Annotated in this window: 16 protein-coding genes; 13 read left to right on the top strand and 3 right to left on the bottom strand. The window is 33.9% G+C overall.

Features of this window, described 5'->3' with window-relative positions; all coding sequences use genetic code 11:
- Positions 1 to 330 precede the first annotated feature (330 nt).
- From ABFR62_02415 to ABFR62_02355, 13 genes are all read left to right on the top strand, one after another.
- Positions 331 to 1893, top strand: a complete 1563-nt coding sequence (locus ABFR62_02415; protein MEN8137263.1) for a 7TM domain-containing protein — start codon at positions 331 to 333, stop codon at positions 1891 to 1893.
- Entirely contained in the window at positions 1890 to 2774 is an 885-nt protein-coding gene (locus ABFR62_02410; GenBank protein ID MEN8137262.1) for a sugar-transfer associated ATP-grasp domain-containing protein, read from the top strand. Before ABFR62_02415 ends, ABFR62_02410 begins: the two co-directional genes overlap by 4 nt.
- Positions 2771 to 5095: a tetratricopeptide repeat protein gene (locus tag ABFR62_02405; protein MEN8137261.1), complete on the top strand. Its 2325-nt coding sequence runs from the start codon at positions 2771 to 2773 to the stop codon at positions 5093 to 5095. Before ABFR62_02410 ends, ABFR62_02405 begins: the two co-directional genes overlap by 4 nt.
- Positions 5096 to 5125: 30 nt before the next feature.
- Positions 5126 to 6292: a hypothetical protein gene (locus ABFR62_02400; protein MEN8137260.1), complete on the top strand. Its 1167-nt coding sequence runs from the start codon at positions 5126 to 5128 to the stop codon at positions 6290 to 6292.
- A gap of 308 nt (positions 6293 to 6600) precedes the next feature.
- The gene (locus ABFR62_02395) at positions 6601 to 7173 is read left to right on the top strand and encodes a hypothetical protein (protein MEN8137259.1); all 573 of its coding nucleotides are present in this window, start codon (positions 6601 to 6603) and stop codon (positions 7171 to 7173) included.
- Between the two features lie 278 nt (positions 7174 to 7451).
- Positions 7452 to 7874, top strand: a complete 423-nt coding sequence (locus ABFR62_02390; GenBank protein MEN8137258.1) for a SoxR reducing system RseC family protein — start codon at positions 7452 to 7454, stop codon at positions 7872 to 7874.
- A 120-nt stretch (positions 7875 to 7994) separates the two neighbouring features.
- Positions 7995 to 9152, top strand: a complete 1158-nt coding sequence (locus ABFR62_02385; protein MEN8137257.1) for an RnfABCDGE type electron transport complex subunit B — start codon at positions 7995 to 7997, stop codon at positions 9150 to 9152.
- A 4-nt stretch (positions 9153 to 9156) separates the two neighbouring features.
- Entirely contained in the window at positions 9157 to 10503 is a 1347-nt protein-coding gene (gene rsxC, locus ABFR62_02380; GenBank protein ID MEN8137256.1) for an electron transport complex subunit RsxC, read from the top strand.
- 13 nt (positions 10504 to 10516) lie between these two features.
- Positions 10517 to 11497, top strand: a complete 981-nt coding sequence (locus ABFR62_02375) for an RnfABCDGE type electron transport complex subunit D (GenBank protein MEN8137255.1) — start codon at positions 10517 to 10519, stop codon at positions 11495 to 11497.
- 3 nt (positions 11498 to 11500) lie between these two features.
- Positions 11501 to 12091, top strand: coding sequence for an RnfABCDGE type electron transport complex subunit G (locus ABFR62_02370; protein ID MEN8137254.1), 591 nt, complete (start codon positions 11501 to 11503; stop codon positions 12089 to 12091).
- Complete coding sequence (locus ABFR62_02365) at positions 12084 to 12716, top strand: electron transport complex subunit E (protein MEN8137253.1); 633 nt, start codon at positions 12084 to 12086, stop codon at positions 12714 to 12716. The genes ABFR62_02370 and ABFR62_02365 overlap by 8 nt, the downstream gene beginning before the upstream one ends.
- A 3-nt stretch (positions 12717 to 12719) precedes the next feature.
- Positions 12720 to 13295, top strand: coding sequence for an RnfABCDGE type electron transport complex subunit A (locus ABFR62_02360; GenBank protein ID MEN8137252.1), 576 nt, complete (start codon positions 12720 to 12722; stop codon positions 13293 to 13295).
- A gap of 602 nt (positions 13296 to 13897) precedes the next feature.
- The gene (locus ABFR62_02355; protein MEN8137251.1) at positions 13898 to 14992 is read left to right on the top strand and encodes a T9SS type A sorting domain-containing protein; all 1095 of its coding nucleotides are present in this window, start codon (positions 13898 to 13900) and stop codon (positions 14990 to 14992) included.
- A 149-nt stretch (positions 14993 to 15141) separates the two neighbouring features.
- Here ABFR62_02355 and ABFR62_02350 read toward each other — a convergent pair whose 3' ends face one another.
- The 3 genes from ABFR62_02350 to ABFR62_02340 form a co-directional block, all read right to left on the bottom strand.
- Positions 15142 to 16479: a C39 family peptidase gene (locus ABFR62_02350; GenBank protein ID MEN8137250.1), complete on the bottom strand. Its 1338-nt coding sequence runs from the start codon at positions 16477 to 16479 to the stop codon at positions 15142 to 15144.
- A 195-nt stretch (positions 16480 to 16674) separates the two neighbouring features.
- Entirely contained in the window at positions 16675 to 17376 is a 702-nt protein-coding gene (locus ABFR62_02345; GenBank protein ID MEN8137249.1) for a hypothetical protein, read from the bottom strand.
- 372 nt (positions 17377 to 17748) lie between these two features.
- Positions 17749 to 20743, bottom strand: a 2995-nt coding sequence (locus ABFR62_02340) for a TonB-dependent receptor (GenBank protein MEN8137248.1), incomplete at its 5' end; no start/stop codon positions are given.

Genomic DNA, 20743 nt, shown 5'->3' with positions numbered 1-20743 from the left:
ATCTTGAAATTTAATTAGTATAACGTAAATACTTATTTGGGGTTTCATGTTGTTATATTTTATTGAAATCTATTAGCTATTATTATTTATACTTTGTTGGCAATAATCAAAGCCTTTTTTTCTTCTTACAAAGAAATTACGGCTTAGTAATTTTACACTACTACCTCCTTAAGGAGAATGCCTACAATGCCTGTAATACCTGGCATTGAGTTTGAAAAAAATCGATATAATCAGAGCTGTTTTGTTTAGAATTCTCCTATTTATATCATGATTTTTTTATATTCGCGCTTTCGAAAAAAAGATGATTCATATCACATAAATATCATATCCATGAACGTAGCTCGATTAATTTCATTTGCATTTATATTAATTACTATCGGTGTTATTTCTGTAAAATTTATTTCATGGGAATATACTTTTAAAAATATCTTACCTCAAAAAAAGTATGAGGTCAATATTGATATTTCTTCGAGGGGATTTAGTCAGCCTGTTAATATTTCCACTTACCTGCCAATATCAGATAACAGACAGACAATTAGTTATGAAACAAATAATAGTCCGAGTTTAAATTTTTTAGTAGAACAGACTAAATCTGGTAGAGTAGGAACATGGAATACAATGAATGGAAATGGAATGTTACCTATAAGGTATTCTTTTGAATTTATTGGAAGGGCTATAAAATATAACATTGATTCTACCCTGATTATACCTAAAACATATCCTCCAAGTTTTAACGAATACTTAAAGACAACCAAAAACATACAGGTAAAACATCCACAGATAAATCGAATTTTCCAAGAGGAAGTAGGAGATAATGATCAAATATTGGAGGTGCTTGCCAATATTCAGAGTTACACTAATTCACTTAAATCAAGACCATTTAAGGGGGTTACAGATGCTCTTACAGCAGCAAGACTGGGAGAAGCATCGTGTAATGGAAAAAGTAGACTGTTTATAGCGTTAGCTCGTTCTGCAAATATACCTTCGCGTTTGGTTGGAGGGATAATTTTGGAATCCGGCACAAAAAAAACTTCACATCAATGGGTTGAGGCTTATATAGGCAATGAATGGGTACCATTTGATCCATTGAACAACCATTTTGCATTTTTGCCACATAATTATTTATCCATGTATCGCGGTGATAAATTTCTGTTTTCACACACAAAAAACATTAATTTTGAATACAAGTTTAATGTTAAGTCAAGACTAAGTCCAAATCCATTACTTCAACAAGAATTAAAGTCACACCCTTTTAATGCATACCAGTTGTGGAAACTGTTCGAGAGTATCGGAATTCCAATCGGACTATTAAAAATCGTGTTATTACTTCCATTGGGAGCATTGATTGTGGCAATTTTCCGCAATGTAATAGGAATGCAAACATTTGGTGTTTTTCTGCCAGCATTAATAGCTGTTGCAAGTCGCGAAACCGGATTGTTTTGGGGATTAATAGCTTTTATGATAGTTATAGGAGTTGTAAGCCTGGTACATTTTCCTCTCGAAAAATGGGGCATATTATATACTCCTAAGTTGGTGATTATGCTGGTAGCAGTAGTTATACTTTTTCTTATAATATCCTATCTCTCTATTGAATTAAATATTAGTTCTCTTGCATATATAGCTCTTTTCCCTATTGTAATACTTACTATAAGTGCCGAGAGGTTCGCCAGAACAATAAGTGAGGAAGGATTTGTACAGGCCTTGTTAATTACATTACAAACGCTTATAGTGTCGTCTGTTGCATATTTCGCAATGAATTCTGACTCTATGGAGGCTTTCTTTTTAGCTTTTCCTGAGCTGTTTTTAGTCATTATAGGATTAAATCTTTTATTAGGTCAATGGATAGGAATTAGGGTTATTGAGTTTATCCGTTTTAGAGTTTTATTGAGATGAAGAAATTATTAAAAAAGATTTTGAATGCAAGTGAGTACTTGGTTGGTATTAATCAGCGGAATCTCGAATATGTATATCCAAATAATCCTCGAAAACATTTCCCATTGGCAAATGACAAGGTATTGGCCAAGTCTATTCTTGAAAAAAATGGAGTTCCTGTTCCTGTTACTTATGCGGTTGTAAATGAGTTATGGGAGATAAGTACAATATTAGAGCAAATTTTAATTCAAAAAGAGATAGTGATAAAGCCTGCTAATGGAAGTGGAGGAGGCGGAATATTAATTTTATTTCAAAAGGACGAAGGTGTTTGGACGACGCATTCGGGAGAGGTGTATAAAAAAAATAAACTTTATCATCACTTGGCTTCAATACTCTATGGGGTGTATTCAAGCGGAGATAAAGATAAAGCCATTATCGAATACTGCCTGACACCACATCCGTTTCTAACAGGAATATACGACAAAGGTATTCCTGATTTTAGGATAATTCTTCTCAAAGGTATCCCTTTGATGGCAATGCTTCGTGTACCAACCAATAAATCGGGAGGAAAAGCGAATTTACATCAGGGAGCGATAGGGATAGGTGTAGATATGGACAGAGGGATTGTTACTCAGGGTTTCTATAAAAATAAATATGTAGACTATCATCCGGATTCAGGAAATTACTTTGCAGGTAAAGTAATACCTGACTGGAGTAAAACATTAGAAATTTCTATTGAAACATCTAAATTATTCCCTCTTGACTATTTGGGAGTGGATATTATTTTAGACCGTTATTCGGGACCTATGGTTATAGAGGTAAATGCCCGTCCCGGACTTCAAATACAAAATATTAATAAAATAGGGTTGAAGGAGAGCGTAGATAAAAATATACAATTATGATAAAAAAAATATTAAATAGTTTTATTCCATTTATTATTCTGCTTATAGGTGTTTTTGTATTAATTATCTATCTTAATTCCTATGCTGAACAAATATCCGGAGCTCCGGAAGTAATAAATATAAAAGCAGGTAATGTTGTAGAATCGGAGAATATTGTGAGTTTCGAAATTGATGAATCCTCAACTACACTAAAAAGAAATTTATTAAAGAATGACTCTACTTATATAATAGCCAGAAGGCATTATAAAAATGAAAACTATGATAAGGCTTTGAAGATATTTAAGCGCCTTGAGTTGAGGGGTAATAATTCGTTGGTTAGCAATTATTTAGGATTAGTTTCTCTTAAAAAACACAAATATGGAGATGCATACAAGTATTTTAAGACTGCTACATTACTTGATTCAACATTCTTTGCCGCTTATATTAACCTTGCTGTGTCATCGTCAAAATTACGCCAGTACAGTAATGCTGAGATCGCCTATAGAAAAGCCATAACCATTAATGAGTTGAATCCTAAACCTCATTTTAACCTTGCATTATTGTTGTCAAATCTGGAAAGATGGGATGAAGCTGAAGCTGAACTAAAAAAAAGTATTGAACTTTCTTCAGGAGAAGTAAAAGCAAAGAGTTATTGTTATTACGGAATTGCAAAATTAAAGTTATTGGATACAATATCAGCAACTAAAAGCTTTAATAAATCTATTGAATATAAACCTAAATATCAACTGCCAAGGGTTTATCTGGCTATGATAAGTGAAGATAAACAGGTTAGAGAAAATGAACTTTTAAAGGTATATAGATTAAATACAAATTCTTACTATGCCAACTTTTATCTCGGGAAACTTTATTCGGAAGATAATCAAATTCCTAAAGCTGAGTATCATTTACGAAAGGCATTAGAGATAAATCCAAATGATGAAAAGATTATTGAAGAGCTTAGTGCGTTTTTAGTTAAGCAGGAGAGATATGATGAAGCTGAATTAATTATTGCCGGTTTTTCTCTTTATGAGACTTTGCCACAAACATATTTTCATGAAGCAAAACTAGCTTCTAAAAAAGGTAATATCGATGAAGCAATTAAGTTGTATGGACTGGCAATAAAAAAATCAGGTTTTGATTACCCGGAAGCAACTTTAAATCAGGCTGTTTTGTACAAAAACAAAAAAGAACTGAAAAAAGCAATTGAAAGTTATCTGTTGGCAGTTAAAATGAAACCTAATTATTCATTTGCATATTATAATCTTGCATTGTTATATACAGATATGGAAGATGTAAAAAATGCTGTTTCCAATTATAAATTAGCAATTAAATACAATTTTAAATCATTCAAAAGCTGGTACGGCCTTGCATCGATCTATGAAAAGCAACAAAAATATGACAAAGCAGTTGAAGCGTATAAGAGGGCTATTTGGGTCAAACCCGATTACCTTAAGGCTCTTTCATCTTTAGGAGTTTTATATTCAAAACTTAAGCAATTTAATAATGCTATAGGTAATTATCAGTCCCTTGTAAAAAAATATCCAAATTATGCCCGAGCTTATTATAATATGGCATTAGCTTATACTAAATCGCAACAATACCCCAAGGCTATTGAAGCCTATTTGAAAGTTATTGAGATTGATCCCGAAAATATAAAAGCTAAAATTAACATTGGAGTATTATATGCTCGTACAGGAGATATAAATATGGCTATAAAGACATTTGAAGATGCCACTGATAGAGATGTTGAAAATCCTGGATTACGTTTCAATCTGGCTCTTCAATATGAGAAGGCCGGACGATTTGACGATGCAATTTACCAATACATTAGAGCTATTCAACTTAAACGTAATTATACTAAAGCATATAACAGGCTGGTAGGACTATACCAAAACGCCAATGATACTCCAAATGCTCTAAGTACCAGGTTAAATTGGCTGAAACTGAATCCTGACGGAAAAGAGTTATACTCCGTAGGGAAGGAATTGTATAAATTGAAAGAGTATGAAAAAGCTATAAGTGCGTTTGAGTTAGCGGAAAAGAACGGTGCTAAAAAAAGTTGGACAGCTTACTGGGTAGGGATGATACAATTTGATTTAAAGGAATATGATCAGTCGATTAATTACTTTAAGAAATCATTAAAAATGGACTCTAAGCATAAATTTGCCCTTTACCGTTTGGGACAGGTTTATGAGCTTAAAAGCATAAAAGAAAAGGCCGATATTTATTATCAGCGACTGCTTAAAATAGATCCAGATTTTAAAATTGTACACAAAAAGGAAATAAATATTGTTAAAAAAGATGGTAGAGAAATTAAAACAGATGAAGAGAATAGTATTTAATACATAATAAAACTAAAAAGCTATTGATAAATGACACCCAGTATTATTAGAAATATATTATCTATTGTAATGTTAATGTCTGTGCTTTCAACAAATGTAATCGCGCAAACAAAGTATAAAACGAAGCTTTTTACATATGGAGGCTATGAGTATAACATATACAACAGTCCGGAAATATTATTTGATCGTGATATCGATGAATATATAAATAAGGATGCCCTAATATTATCAGATTATTTTATTGATTTAGGATACGATACAAAATTTAGCAAGAAGAAAAAAGGCAAGTATATATTTGAAATAGGCAGTAAGTTATGGCATAGAAGATATTTCCAATATCCAAATGTAAATCAAACAAAACTTGGAGTGAGCTCCAGATATGAAAGGTTTATTTCAAGAAACATGATTGTTGGTATGGAATATGGCTTTTCGTGGAACGACAAGTTGGGGACTACAATTTCTGGTGATGAATTGCTGCGTTCAGTAAAATATATAGGAAATACTCCGGGTATTTATTTTAAAGTAGACAATTTGAATAATTTTGATCTAAAACTAGGAAGTACTTACCAGATTAAGAAATACTATGATGATAATTCAAATACGCCATTAGATCATTCTAATCTAAGAATGCGTTTTGATATAGAGTATTCAATAAATAAAAAAAATAAAATAAGACTAACAGCTAATTTTACTGATCGAAAGTATAAATATTATACAGCTTCCGATAGCTTGGGAAGTATTAAAAGTGGTTATCCTTTAAGACATTATCAATATTATTCGATTGGTGTAAACTATTCTTTAAAGATGTTTGAAAATTTTTCGGTTAGTCCCGGATTTAATTATACAAAACGCGATGACTTATACAATGGGTATTACAGCTATACTTATTTAAGCCCAAAATTAAAAATGAAATATTCAGATAAGAGGTTGTTGGTATATTTAAATGCAGCTTATAAAAAGTATAATTATGATGTAAGATATGCATATACCATTGTCGAAAATTCTGATTTGCTTATTTATAATTACTTAAAGTATGATTTTAAAATCCAATATGAAATATTAAAAAAAGTAGACCTTTTCTTGAATATTATTTCTGATAATAGAGATTCAAATTCCGAATTGGACTATGCAGTTACCAGACGGTCTTATAGTACCTACGAAGTCCTATTTGGTGTAAATATTTCATTATTTGATTAATAAAGAAAGAAATAATGATAGTTGGGGGTAGTTTCTTAGATGTTATAAGTTTAAAGATTTACAGTTTATATTCAGGAAAGATCATGATAGTATTTTCTTACTTAAAAAGAAAGTGGAAGTTAAGGTAGGGGTGTATTTTTATGTATTGCAGTGTTTTACAGTTATGTGTGAAGTAATGAAAAAATATAATTTTAAAGACTAAAGAGAGTTGGGATAAATTATATTTGAGTATAAATTTTATTCTAACAAAATAAAGCAGTAAAATGGTCTACATTCCCCAAGAGGCAAAAGAGCAAATAGCAACACTTATGTCTAATATTGAAAATCTTGAAAATCAAAAAAAAGAATTAATTGGTCAAGTAACAGGTTTAAACAGAGAAAAAGAGAATCGTAAAACTGTTATATACAGTCTTTATGGATTTTTAGCTGTTTTAATAACTTTATTGGGTTACACTTATGTGTTTGGACCAATACTTGGAGAGTATAAGACAAAGGTTTCCAATTCAGAATATCTGTCTTCAAAGCTTGAAAAATTAAATGCAGAAAATTTAGATTACAAGGTTAAGATAGAAAACCTCAATACTCTATTGGAAGAAAATGCCAATGATAATGTTTTAGAATCAGATTTAGTATACAGAGTACAGATTGGTGCATTTCAAAAGTTTAAAATGGGGATGTACAGTCCTGATTTATCAGGAGTTCTTGAAAAGAATGACAGAGGATTTAATAAGTATTCATTAGGTGTTTTTAATCACTATAAAGAGGCTTTAAAGTTTGAAAGGGAAGTAAGAAAGATGGGAATTAGGTCAGCCTTCATGATAGCCGAATATAAAGGTGAAAGTATAAACTTAAAAGAGGCTGTTAAAATTGAGAAGAGTTAGTATTTTTTAAATTTTACAGAAAATTGTTGTTAACATCTCCTTTTGGAGGTGTTTTTTTTGTAATTATATTAAGTTCATATATCAAATATGTCCGTATTTCACTATTAGTATTTAGAATATTTCTTAATTAAGGTATAACTTATTGAAATATAACGATATGATTTTATGTTCGACTCTTTAGTATATAAACTGTTATTTATCATATCTTTGCACGCGGTTTTCAGTAAATTTGTGCCGTTTTTAGAATTTGGGAGTTTTAGAAGTTATTTTGAAGAGAAATGGGAGATTTTCAGGAGATAGATCACGAAGGTGTAATTAAGTCGATTGACGGTGAGATTGCAACTGTCGAAATTTTACAAAAAACATCATGTGCTTCATGTGAATTAACCGGAGCATGTAGTTCGTCGGAATCTAGTATTAAGGAGGTGCAGGTACCTATTAAGAATCGTAACTACAAAAAGGGTGATAAAGTAAACATTGTTTTCACTCGAAGTGAAGGATTTATAGCCTTATTTATAGGTTATCTTTTACCATTTATATTGATGGTAGCAGCAATGGTAGTTTCTTCATTTTTTACTGAAAGTGATTTAATAAAAGGACTGGTAGCCCTTGGAGTACTACCAATTTATTATGCAGGTCTGTTCTTTTTAAAGAATAATATTCGGGCGTTGTTCGAATTTAGATTTGATAATGATAAGTAAACAAGTACAAAGTATAAAGTCCAAAGTTTAAAGTGATACACTTTTTACTTTTGTCTTTTTACTTTTGTCTTTAAGATAGAGTGTAATTGTTAATTTTTATATTTCAAACTTTGCTATAATATGAGTGCTGTTTTAATTTATACAATTCTTACTGCTGTGGTTATTGCCGTAGTGTTTGCGATTGTACTTTATTTTGCATCTGTTAAATTCAAAGTAATCGAAAACCCGTTAATTGGAGAAGTAGAAGAAGTTCTTCCTTTATCGAACTGTGGAGGTTGTGGTTATCCCGGTTGTCGTCCGTTTGCTGAAGCAACAACGAAAGCCGAAAACCTAGATGATCTTTACTGTCCGGTAGGAGGTAACGAAACTATGCAGAAAGTTGCCGGAATCCTTGGGCTTGAAGTAGCCGAAAAGGAACGTGTAATTGCTGTTCTTCGTTGTAATGGTACCGAAGCTATGCGTCCTCAAACAAATGAGTTTGATGGTGCTAGTAACTGTACTGTTGCTTCTAATCTTTATTCCGGTGAAACAGGGTGTTCGTTTGGCTGTGTTGGTTTAGGAGAGTGCGTTGATGTGTGTGATTTTGATGCATTATCAATGGATCCTGTAACAGGATTACCTGTAGTTAATGAAGACAACTGTACTGCGTGTAACGCATGTGTTGAGGCTTGTCCGAAAGACTTGTTCGAGTTACGTTCGATTGGGAAGGGGAAAAGAAACCTTCGAATCTATGTTGCTTGTATGAACGAGGAAAAAGGAAATGTTGCCAAAAAAGCGTGTGAGGCTGCATGTATAGGTTGTAGTAAATGTGTTAAGGTATGTCCTGCGGATGCAATTACCGTAGAAAATTCTTTGGCTTACATCGACTACGAACTTTGTACAAGCTGTCGTAAATGTGTTTACGAATGTCCTACAGATGCTATTTTGGATATTAATTTTCCTCCAAGAAAAGCTGAAAATCCTAACAAGAAGCCCGCTAAAAAACCGGTTGTTAAAAAAGTAGAAAAAGCTGTTGAAGCTGATGAACTTGATTTAACAAAAATGGTAAAAGAAAAGGCTCCAAAACAAGCAGAGGAAGTTAAGAAAGCTCCTGCTGCTGTTAAGAAGGCTATCGATAAGAAAGAGGCTGCTCCAAAAACTGAAGCTCCAAAAGCTGAAGAGGAGAAAGCTGTAGAAAAGAAAGAATCAGCACCTGAGCAAGTTGAGCCAAAGGCCAAAAGCCAAAAGCCAGAAGCTAAGAAAGATGGTGATGATAATTTATCAACTTCAAAAGAATAATATTATGGGGTTAAAAACATTTCCAAAAGGAGGCGTTCATCCTGAAGAGAATAAATTATCAGCAAACGCCGCTATAGAAATAATAGCACCACAGGAAAAAGGATTATATGCAATTCCGGTATCTCAGCATATCGGTGCTCCTGCCAAAGTGGTTGTTAAGAAGAATCAGGAAGTGAAAGTTGGAACATTACTTGCTCAGTCGGGTGGTTTTGTTTCTGCTAATATTCACTCTTCTGTATCAGGAAAAGTAAAGAAAATTGATGTTGTAACAGATTCTTCGGGTTATAAGCGCGAAGCTGTTATTATTCAGGCTGATGGAGAGGATGCATGGGAAGAATCAATCGACCGTTCGGAAGATTTGATTTCCGAAATTAAAGCATCTGCTGACGAGATCAAGAAAAAAGTATCAGAATTTGGTATTGTAGGTCTTGGTGGAGCAACTTTCCCATCGCATGTAAAACTTGCTGTTCCTGATGGAGAAAAAGCCGAGTATTTAATGATCAATGGGGTAGAGTGTGAGCCTTACCTGACATCAGATCATAGAATGATGCTTGAAAAAGGTGAAGAAATAATGGTTGGTATCAAAATTTTGATGAATGCTTTAGGTGTTACTAAGGCTATGATCGGAATTGAGAACAACAAACCTGATGCTATCAAAAACATGGAGCAAATCGCTGCCAAATACGATGGTATTTCTGTTCACCCTCTTAAAGTTCAATATCCTCAAGGTGGTGAGAAACAATTAATCGCTGCACTTATTGGTCGTGAAGTTCCTTCCGGAAAACTTCCTATCCATGTAGGTTGTGTTGTTCAGAACGTAGGTACTGCTTTTGCAGTTTACGAAGCTGTACAAAAAAACAAGCCTATGCTTGAGCGTGTTGTTACTCTAACAGGAAAGTCTGTTTCTAATCCTGGAAACTACATGGTTCGTATGGGTACTCCAATAGAACAATTAGTTGAAAAATCAGGAGGCTTACCACAAGATACCGGTAAACTTATTTCCGGAGGACCAATGATGGGTAAAGCTATTGCTGATACTGAAGTTCCTGTTACTAAAGGTACTTCAGGAGTTCTTATCATGAAGCAGGACGAATCCAGGCGTGGTGAAATGAATGCATGTATCAGATGTGCTAAGTGTGTTAGCGTATGTCCTGCAGGATTAGAGCCATTTTTACTTATGACTCTTGGTGAAAAACGTATGTGGGATAGAGCCGAACAAGAAGATACTATGGACTGTATAGAATGTGGTTCATGTAGTTTTGTTTGTCCTTCCGATCGTCCTTTATTGGATTACATCCGTTTGGATAAGAGTAAAGTATTAGAGAATCGTAGAAAAAATTCTAGTAAATAATTTATAAGATATTATTAGTATGAAACTTACACTTTCACCTTCACCACATATTCATAGCGGAAACTCTATGACTAAAGTGATGTGGACTGTTGTAATAGCCATGATTCCGGCTTTGCTAGTTTCTGTTTACTACTTCGGATTGGGTGCATTAATGGTAACGGCAGTAGCTGTTGCAGCATCTGTATTTTTCGAGTGGGCTATAACAAAATACTTGCTAAAGCAGGATTCGACAGTAATGGACGGTTCGGCTATTATTACAGGTTTATTATTGGCGTTTAACCTGCCTTCAAACCTTCCTATTCATATCATCATTATCGGTGCATTGGTTGCAATCGGAATAGGTAAGATGTCGTTTGGAGGATTAGGTCAAAACCCATTCAACCCGGCTCTTGTAGGTCGTGTATTTCTATTGATCTCATTTCCTGTAGAGATGACTTCCTGGCCTGTGCCTGAAGTTCTTAATTTTGCTCTTGATGCTACAACTGGTGCTACACCACTTGGAGTAATGGGTGAAGGATTGAGAAATGGAGAATCGGCTGTAGAAATAATGAAACAACTTTCTCTTGGAGATATGTTTATTGGTAATATCGGAGGTTCTCTTGGAGAAGTTTCGGCTGTTGCTATTATTCTGGGAGGATTGTATATGTTGTGGAAAAAAGTTATTACATGGCATATTCCGGTATCAATGTTGGTTTCAGCTGCAGTTTTAGCAGGAATCCTTTACCTGGTTGATCCAACAAAATACGCTTGTCCCAGCTTCCACCTTTTAACAGGGGGTATGCTATTAGGAGCTGTATTTATGGCTACCGATATGGTAACTTCACCAATGAGTGCTAAAGGACAAATTTTCTTTGGTGTCGGTATCGGACTTTTAACAATAGTTATTCGTACCTGGGGAGCTTATCCTGAAGGGGTTTCTTTTGCTATTCTTCTTATGAATGGATGGACACCGCTTATCAATAGATATATGAAACCTAAAAGATTCGGTAAATAAGTTATGGCAAATAAAACAGAATCATCATTAGTAAACATGGTACTTGCCCTCGGGGGAATTGCCCTGGTAGCTTCTGCTCTTCTTGGATTTGTTTACCAAATAACAAAAGAGCCGATAGCCCTTGCAAATAAAAAGATTTTGGAAAACGCTATTAAAGTGGTTTCTCCATCAGATTTGCAGGATGCTCAGTATGGAGATAAATATATGATTGCTTCAGACAAAGATTCTCTTTCTTGTTATCCTGTGATGGATGCAGACGGGAAACTTGTTGCAACAGCTATTTCTACATATACAAAACTTGGATTCTCAGGTAGATTCGATATTATGGTTGGATTTAAGCCTGATGGAACAATTATCAATACGGCGGTTTTAAGTCATGCTGAAACTCCGGGATTGGGTGATAAAATGGATGTGAAAAAATCGGATTGGTCAGTACAGTTTAGAGATAAAAATCCAAAAGAGTTTAACTTAAAGGTAACTAAGGACGGTGGAGAAGTGGATGCAATTACTGCAGCTACAATATCTTCAAGAGCATTTTCTGATGCCGCTACCCGTGCTTACGACGCTTATATGAAAGGGGGACGTCATGAGTAAAGCATCAATTTTTACAAGAGGACTTTTAAAAGAAAACGCTGTTTTCGTAATGCTCCTTGGTTTGTGTCCGGTATTGGGTACAACTACTTCAGCGATCAACGGACTTGGTATGGGACTGGCAACAACATTTGTATTGTTGATGTCGAATATCGTTGTTTCTTTGATTAAAGGGTTTGTTCCGGATAAAGTTCGTATTCCTGCATTTATTGTGGTAATCGCATCTTTCGTAACAGTTCTTCAATTGGTAATGCAGGCATTTACACCTGGATTATTCGCAGCATTAGGACTGTTTATTCCTTTGATTGTAGTAAACTGTTTAATTCTTGGTCGTGCCGAAGCATTTGCATCTAAAAACAACACTTTAGATTCTATTCTTGATGCTCTTGGAATGGGACTTGGATTTACATTTGCTCTTACATTACTGGGAGCTGTTCGTGAGGTATTAGGTAGTGGATCATTATTCGATGTGAAATTCATGGAAGGTGACGGAATGTTGGTTTTCGTACTAGCTCCGGGAGGTTTCTTCGGGTTAGGATTCATTATTGCATTGCTTAATATTTACAAACGTAAGCAGGAAGCAAAAGCTAAACTTCAAAAGGTAGAAATTAACCCAATAAAGAAATAAGCCATGGAAATATTTATGATTGTAATATCGGCGATATTTGTAAATAACATCGTCTTAGCGAAATTCTTGGGTGTATGTCCATTCATGGGAGTTTCTACAAAACTTGAAACTTCTTTTGGTATGACAGGAGCCGTAACCTTTGTGATGGTTATTGCTACAACTGTAACATTCCTGATTCAGAATTATATCTTAGTTCCTTACGGAATAGAATTCATGCAAACTATTGTATTTATTCTTGTAATTGCATCGCTTGTGCAGTTGGTAGAGATCGTTCTTAAGAAAGTTTCTCCTGCATTGTATCAGGCACTTGGTATTTTCTTACCATTGATTACAACAAACTGTGCTGTACTTGGGGTTGCTATTTTAGCAGTTGGTACAGAAGGTTTCGGACTTATAGAGTCTGTAATTTTTGCAGCAGCAAACGCAGTAGGTTTTGGATTGGCACTTTCAACATTTGCAGGATTACGAGAGCACTTAGAGCTATCGAACGTACCAAAAGGTATGGCGGGAATTCCTATCGCTTTTGTAACAGCAGGATTGTTGGCTCTTGCATTTATGGGATTTGCAGGGATTGCTTAACAAAAGGCTATAAGCTTTAGGTAATATGCTTAAAGTTTCGATATATAACGAGGGTTTTGCTATTAGCAGAGCCCTTTTTTTTTGTCATCCTCTCACTAATATTCATAAAGGTTGTAGTGAGAGGGTGACTTTTTATTCGTCATCTTGAGCGGCGAGAAACGCAGCCGAAAGATCTGATTGCCATTACTGCAAAATTGTTTTGGGCGCCCGGGCAGGCTATGCGTTATAGTTTTTCTCTAAAAATATGTTCGGTTAAATTTGTTTGTGGGGTCTTCCTGTCGTCAGCCACACAAACAAAAACCTTACAATGTTTTTAGAAAAAAAGCTGCCACTTCTATCCTTGGCGCAGTTACTTAGATTATTTGAGTTTTATCTTTTAATAGTGCTTTTTTTGGCAAAGTACTGATGTGGTATTTGTTCTTCTGAAATAACTGTTTGAGTAAAATATTCTATTGATTAGAAAAGTTAGGAAATGTTGTTAATAATTTAATATATTAGTAAAACTTTTACACACATGCATAGTTTAATAATTCATTAAGCCATAATCCTAAATTAATAGGATTTATTTTTAATTAATAATTAACCTTTAATAAACTTAGCTTATGAGATTAAGATCTTTACTATTAGCATTATTGATTTTGACGGTTTCTACCGGAATCTATGCACAACAATCGGCATATCAGGATTTAAATTTTGTCAGTCCATCGATTTTAGACAAAACAACTGGAATATATACCTTTAGCACTGAAGAAACTTTATTTGATAATACTTCTCCTTTGGCTTCAGGTATGGGTGAACGTTCGTGTGAAGGAGTTTTACATCGAGATGGTGACGGTAATGACGTCGCTTCTGTTAAAGGCACAGATTATATGGTTATTGATGGAATTAACGATAAAGCTGTAAAAATTAATAAAAACAACTGGATTAAAATTTGGCATGGAATACCTGTAAATGGAGGTGGTTCATGGGTAAATGATTTTACGGTTGTGGTCGATGTGCGTGTTAGTAATGCGACTGGAATATATTCTCTATTCGAAGTAAATCCTGATAGTAAAAGCTCGGGTTATACATCTGAAATGGAGATTGATAACCTTAAGGTTGGTACCGTAGGGAATACTTCTTCAGGAGAGCCTGAAATTGGTTTTTCATCAAATGTGATAAATGTAGATGAATGGTACCGCGTTACCTACGCTGCTAAGCTTGGAGAGTACATAAAATTTTATGTAAATGGTGTTTTGTGGCACGAAATTCTGGGAGACTTTACCGATGGTCGACCTGCACCATACAGTGCAGATGAACATTCAGATAATGCAGCATTCAAAGTGGCTGGTAACAATGAAGTTGACAGGGATGGAGATAAAGATATTGATATGGTTTCAGTTTTCGCTTCTACTTTAAGTGATGCTGAAATTGCAGAATTAGGTTCACCACAGACTCAGCTAGGCATTGTTAGCCATGATCATAAAAGTTCTGTATTAAAAATTTCTCCTAATCCGGTTACTTCTGATATCTTAACTATTGAAGCAAAAGGGAAGTCAGAATTCAGACTTTTCAATAGCATAGGACAAATTGTAATGTCAAAAACAATTGAAGGAAAGACAGATATAAATGTTAGTGCTGTTAAACAGGGATTATACTTTGTACAGCTTCAGGATGAAAAAGGAAAAGTACGTTCTGCTAAAGTTATTATGAAGTAAAACCAGAACGAATCCAACTTATATAAAGGTCATTTCAACTTCTTGAGTTGAAATGACCTTTTTTTTTACTCGATATTATATTCTAATTATTTTGTGTATTTAAGGTATTAATTAATTAGGATTGAATACCTCAGTTGAGTATAAACAGCTTATCTCTTAATTAATCTTTTTACCACCGTAGTTTCGTTTGTTTTTAATTTTATAAAATATATCCCGGGAGTTAAGTCCTCATTTACAGGGAGAATATATTTACCATCCAGTACTTTCTCCTTTTCTAATATTTTGCCAATAAGTACTCCCTTGATATCTGCTATAGAGATACTTAATTTAGTAGTTTTTTCAATATTAACACTGATAGTAAATTTTCCTGTCACAGGGTTGGGGCTTATTTTTACGCTTTTATTTAAGTTTTCAATATCTTCAATAGCGGTTGTATTTTCATTAAAGTAAAATGTATATGCAATCCCTCCTTTGTTAAACCAGGCCTTTGAGATGTCATATTTGCTGTAAACTTTACTGTAACCGTCACTTTTTGCAGGATCATGTACTATTGGATTACCGTTTTTGTCAAATCCTGCTAACATAACAAGATGGCCACTGTATAAAGGCTGTCCAATCGACATGGCAATTCTTTTTCCTGATTTAAGAGCTTCGTATGCTTCACTCCATGTTCTGTACCTGTTTACAGTTCCTTCCAGACCATATTCATGCGCATGCTGAACAACTCTTGGCCAAACTCCGAATAAGTCCCAGTACTTATCTTTGGTTCTCAGTGCAAATTCGTAAGGATCAACATTTATATCATAGCTTTTCAGGATCATTGAAGTTGTAGAAGGAGAGCATATATCTGCTCCAATCTCATCATCAACATCATATTGATATATATGGTCGGTAGGAATAAATATTTCGTCGGGATTATCATTGTAAATATCAGTCAATGATAAATTATCGGTTGTTTTTGAATCACTTACAAAAAAACTAAGTTGTTCAATTGAGGGCGGAGCGTAGTTAGTACTGTTTCGTTTAAAAACTACTTTGAATTGAAATTCACTGATATATTCATTTAGTTTTACATAGTCTATAGCTATATTTCCTCCTGTAAATGATGTATAACCATAGCTCGACCAAATTTCCTTATCCCAATAACCTACTGTTACCCATCTTTGCCACTGATTATAAACTTTAAACCTCATCATCACTTTAAATGACGAATTTTCATTTTCAGGTGCAAAGCCGTTCCAGGAAGGCAATCCCCTGTTAAAATAATCATCAGAATTTTGAGGTTTCAGAATGAAATATCCGTCTAAAGCATCACTTGCCAGTTCCAACGAATTATTGCTGTTTTGAATAATATTTTTACTTTCCTCAATATTGGACAAAAGTTCGGAACCGTTTTTTAGAATTATTTGTTGGTCAGGATAACTTTGAGAAAAAACTGTAAATGGGACAATTATTAATAAAAATATTGTAACTATTTTAGTATTCATAGATGGTTAATTTATGAGATCTATATTGTAATAAAATCTTTGTTTAATAGTCCATAAATATATGATATCAGAATATATTAACTATTTTATCCGGAGAAAAAAAAGTGTATAGAAATGTTGAGTATTTTCTTGCTTAGATTTGAGAATGAAATAATTTGGTAGAGTAGGGTATAAAATAAGAGTAGAAATATGTTTTTAATCCAGTAACTCATCCATATTTACCGACACATATATATTCATGTCTTTATGGAACTGTAATTCATCGTTTAGTACAAGTCTGTAAACAAAATCTCCGTCTTTTAGCATCACGTTATTTTTGATTAACCCTATAGAGCTAAAATTGTTGGCTTTCGCAAATAATACTGAATGAATTTGAGGTCTTGAATTTTCTTTATCCATAGTCCAAATTTTTACTACAGACCAATTAAGGGTTTTATTCTCAGGTACCTCCAATGTAATCATCAAATCTCTTTCTAATCTGGAAATAACACCTGCCAGTTCCATTTTTTCATTTTCTAATTCGGTATAACCTGTATTAAATCGCGAAATATTTTTTCGAATAATAGATTCTACCAGCTCAGTAGTGAGCAGAGTAGTTTTGGGAATATTTTTAAGAAAATTATAGTTAGAAGAGTCAAAATATAATTCTTTGTTGTTTAAATCACCCTGACCAAAATTCTCCTCTAGATTAGCAGCGTTTTTCGTGCCAATTAGAGAATAAGAAAGTTTTGTGTAACCGTTGCTGATCGAATTTCTAGAGTTTGGAAGATAGTTGCTGATTTCAATTGAAGACAAGCTTGTTTTTGTCTCAATCAGTTCGTTTTCTTCTTTTCCCAACACACACGATACCAATGATAAAACACCAAATAAAAAAACGATATTTCTAATGCTTAGCATGTAAAAAATTATATATATATCTAAATAAGTTCTTGTAATAATTACTTAAGACGAATGTAAGAATTATCTATACGGACGTCAGTGCAAATGTAAGAAAAACATTACGTTAATACAAATGTTACTATGATAAATTACTCTTTTGAATTTAGTGGGTTATTATGAAATTTATATTCAGTAGGGATTATAGTAATCTAAACTATAAATTATGCTAAAGAGTAGTCTTTATATGTATTTATAAGCTTTTGCGCTTGCAAATATATTCTATTAATTAATTATTCAAAGTATTGTTTTTATGATATATGTCATAAAAAAAGCTGCCTTTTTGTGAAAGGCAGCTTTTGTGTTTATTTTGTGTGGTTTATAAATTTTCTATTAGAAAATATATCTTATACCAAATTGCATTTGCCAACGGCTCATTAAACTGAAATCATCAACAAAAGTTGATTTCTGCTCTACATCGAATGTGTAAGATGGGATTTGATCTGAGTCAACAGTAACACCAAGTGGTTGAGTATTTACCGGTAATTGGTATACTCCCCAATTTGAGTTAAGTAAGTTTCCAACATTCAAGATATCCCAAGTAAATTGAATAGTATTAGTTCTGCTTCCAACTTTAAAGTTGAAATCCTGCATGAATCTAAAATCAAATTTAGAATACCAAGGACTTAATATTGCATATTTTTCAGCTATATTACCTCTGTTTGCACTTAAGTATTCGTCCTGATTAATAAATGCTTCGAAAGCATCTTTTTGAGAAGCAGCTGCAACAGTATTACCTAAATAATCTGTATAATCTGAAAATTGCATATTCTGCAATTCAGTTTCAGTAGGAATATAGATAAGGTCGTTCAATGGAGACGTATCTCCGTTTAGATCTCCTGAATATGTATAAGAATATCTTCCACCTTTAGCTATATCACCTACAAGAGAGAAAGTAGATACCCATTTTTCATTCCATTCTACAGTTTTGGCTGCTACCATCACAAAGCGGTGTTTGTTACCGTACATTGAAGGAGCTAATACCGGGTTATTAGAGTTTCCACTAATAGGGTTTCTATCAAAAGCATCTCCCGAAATTTCAGCAGAAATTGAAGAAACATCTTTTGCATCAAGATAGTTATATCCTAAGCTGGTGTAAAGACCATTTTCAAATGATTTTTTAACAGTAGCAGAGAAGTTAAAACTATATCCTTCACTTACATTGTCAAATATATATGCATTAGCAACAGGTGTTCCTCCAAAACCGTCATCATAGCGTACAACATCATCACCTACGTAAACAGGTCTTGTATCGCCAACACCTTTAAGGTTTCCTGATGGAGTTCCTAACGCATAGTTACGAACCATCGCTGCATTCATATCTTTAGTATAAAGAACATCAGCTTCAACAATCCATCCTTGACCAAAGTTGTGGTCAACACCTAAGTTAGTTCTCCAAACTTGTGGGAATTCGAAATTAGGGTTTGTTACGTTAAAGTATCCTGTACCGGTATTCTGTACCTGATTTCCAATCCATACAAATGGTAAACGTCCTGTAAACAGACCTGATCCCCCACGAATTTGTGTTCTTTTATCTCCTGTAACATCCCAGTTAAATCCAAACCTAGGAGAGAATAATGGTTTTTGGTTTGGAAGTTTAGTGTTATCAAACTTGATAGGGTTTCCTTCGGGATCGAAATATGTAATATCGTCAGTATTAGGAGTAATATTTTCTGATGTGTCAAAATATAATGGCATATCAATACGTAAACCTGCTGTAAGTGTAAAGTTTTCGTTTACAGACCATTTGTCTTGTATATAAGTAGCAAACTGACCAACATTTGTATATGCCCAACTCCAGTTTGCAGCAGCATTTACATCTTTAGCGTTCTGTACGTTTGCATCAAATGCACCTGCATTTACAGCATTTATAAAATTATCTACAGCTCTTGTCCCATCCTCTTGGTCGAACCATGGACTAAAAGTACCATAGTAAGGACTACCATAAGGAATTAAGTCAGGGTTAAACCAGTTTTCGTAAGCTACAAGGTTAAAAGAGTTGGCAAATTTGAATTTTTCAAATGATACCCCAGCCGTAATTACATGGTTACCTAAATAATAGTTAAAGTTATCAGTAAACTGATATACTTCCTGATTTAGTACGTTATTGATAGAAAATGGTTCGTGACCGGCAACAATTCCGTTTGTTCCTGCCTGTAGAATATTTATTACAGGGAATGGATCAGAGAAAGGATTTCTAAAATCATGAAACTTAGTATATCCTGCCATTAATTTGTTCGATGCATTTTCCCAACGAGAGTTTAATTCTATAATTCCAGAATTAATTTGATTATTTATCTGGTATCCTGAATTCTCAAATTGAAGAGTATTTCTGTTAGGCCCTCTTTGGATAATTGCATTTGGATGAGCATTTTTATCCTGAGATGCATCAAGCCAGTTGTACTTTGCCGAAAGAGTGTGTTGGTCAGATATATTCCAGTCTATTTTCACAATACCTTTTGTGTTTTTCGTATCGTGCATATAGCCTTCATAAGCTCCGGTTTCATAGTCATATGCATTGTAAAGAGCATCGCTTACAGCATCCATATCAGCAGCTGATATTCTTGAAATATTACCTTCAACAGCTTCTCCTCTGTTAGCTTTCATTGGAGAACCTAAATCTTGTCTTTGCTCAACTTCGAAGTTTGCAAAGAAAAATAATTTGTTTTTAATTAATGGGCCTCCTACGGATAAACCTGATTGGAATTGATTTAAGTCTGCTCTGTCTATTTCTACACCGCCAACTTTATTACCAGTCATATTTTGGTTTCTGTAAAAACCGTAAACAGTTCCTTTAAATTCGTTTGTTCCTGATTTTGTTACTGCATTTACTGCTGCTCCGGTAAAACCAGCTTGAGTTACATCGTAAGGAGCAATAGCAACCTGAACTTGCTCAATTGCATCAAGCGAAATTGGTTGAGCACTTGTTTGACCTCCAGGTGTAGCAGCATCCAATCCAAATGGATTGTTAAATATAGATCCATCCAAAGAGAAACTGTTATATTGGTTATTTCTACCTCCAAAAGAGTTTCCGTCACTACTAGGAGTTAGTTTTGTTAAATCTCCTTGAGATCTTGAAATTGTTGGAATTTCTTTAATGGTTTTACTTGTAATGTTTACTGCAGAACCTGTTCTTCTTTTATCGAATACAGCATTTTTTTCTGCAACAACAACTACATCTTCCAATGCTACAGACGAATCAGTCATATTAGCATTAATAGAATAAGTTTCACCAAGTTGAAGATTTACATCTTTAACTTCAAAATTATTGTATCCGATAAATGATACAGTAATAGTATACGGTCCGCCAACCCTAACACTGGGAATT

The organism is Bacteroidota bacterium (genome assembly GCA_039714315.1).
Taxonomy (GTDB): domain Bacteria; phylum Bacteroidota; class Bacteroidia; order Flavobacteriales; family JADGDT01; genus JADGDT01.
The sequence above is the reverse complement of the archived record's forward strand: the minus strand, read 5'-3'. Positions and strand labels throughout refer to the sequence as shown.

Bases quoted from the DNA above. Each gene is read 5' to 3' on its own strand.
- ABFR62_02395 (MEN8137259.1), top strand. From the start codon at position 6,601: ATGTCTAATATTGAAAATCTTGAAAATCAAAAAAAAGAATTAATTGGT.
- ABFR62_02405 (MEN8137261.1), top strand. From the start codon at position 2,771: ATGATAAAAAAAATATTAAATAGTTTTATTCCATTTATTATTCTGCTT.
- ABFR62_02345 (MEN8137249.1), bottom strand. From the start codon at position 17,376: ATGCTAAGCATTAGAAATATCGTTTTTTTATTTGGTGTTTTATCATTG.
- ABFR62_02360 (MEN8137252.1), top strand. From the start codon at position 12,720: ATGGAAATATTTATGATTGTAATATCGGCGATATTTGTAAATAACATC.
- rsxC (MEN8137256.1), top strand. From the start codon at position 9,157: ATGGGGTTAAAAACATTTCCAAAAGGAGGCGTTCATCCTGAAGAGAAT.
- ABFR62_02385 (MEN8137257.1), top strand. From the start codon at position 7,995: ATGAGTGCTGTTTTAATTTATACAATTCTTACTGCTGTGGTTATTGCC.
- ABFR62_02355 (MEN8137251.1), top strand. From the start codon at position 13,898: ATGAGATTAAGATCTTTACTATTAGCATTATTGATTTTGACGGTTTCT.
- ABFR62_02415 (MEN8137263.1), top strand. From the start codon at position 331: ATGAACGTAGCTCGATTAATTTCATTTGCATTTATATTAATTACTATC.
- ABFR62_02370 (MEN8137254.1), top strand. From the start codon at position 11,501: ATGGCAAATAAAACAGAATCATCATTAGTAAACATGGTACTTGCCCTC.
- ABFR62_02350 (MEN8137250.1), bottom strand. From the start codon at position 16,479: ATGAATACTAAAATAGTTACAATATTTTTATTAATAATTGTCCCATTT.
- ABFR62_02410 (MEN8137262.1), top strand. From the start codon at position 1,890: ATGAAGAAATTATTAAAAAAGATTTTGAATGCAAGTGAGTACTTGGTT.
- ABFR62_02400 (MEN8137260.1), top strand. From the start codon at position 5,126: ATGACACCCAGTATTATTAGAAATATATTATCTATTGTAATGTTAATG.
- ABFR62_02390 (MEN8137258.1), top strand. From the start codon at position 7,452: ATGGGAGATTTTCAGGAGATAGATCACGAAGGTGTAATTAAGTCGATT.
- ABFR62_02365 (MEN8137253.1), top strand. From the start codon at position 12,084: ATGAGTAAAGCATCAATTTTTACAAGAGGACTTTTAAAAGAAAACGCT.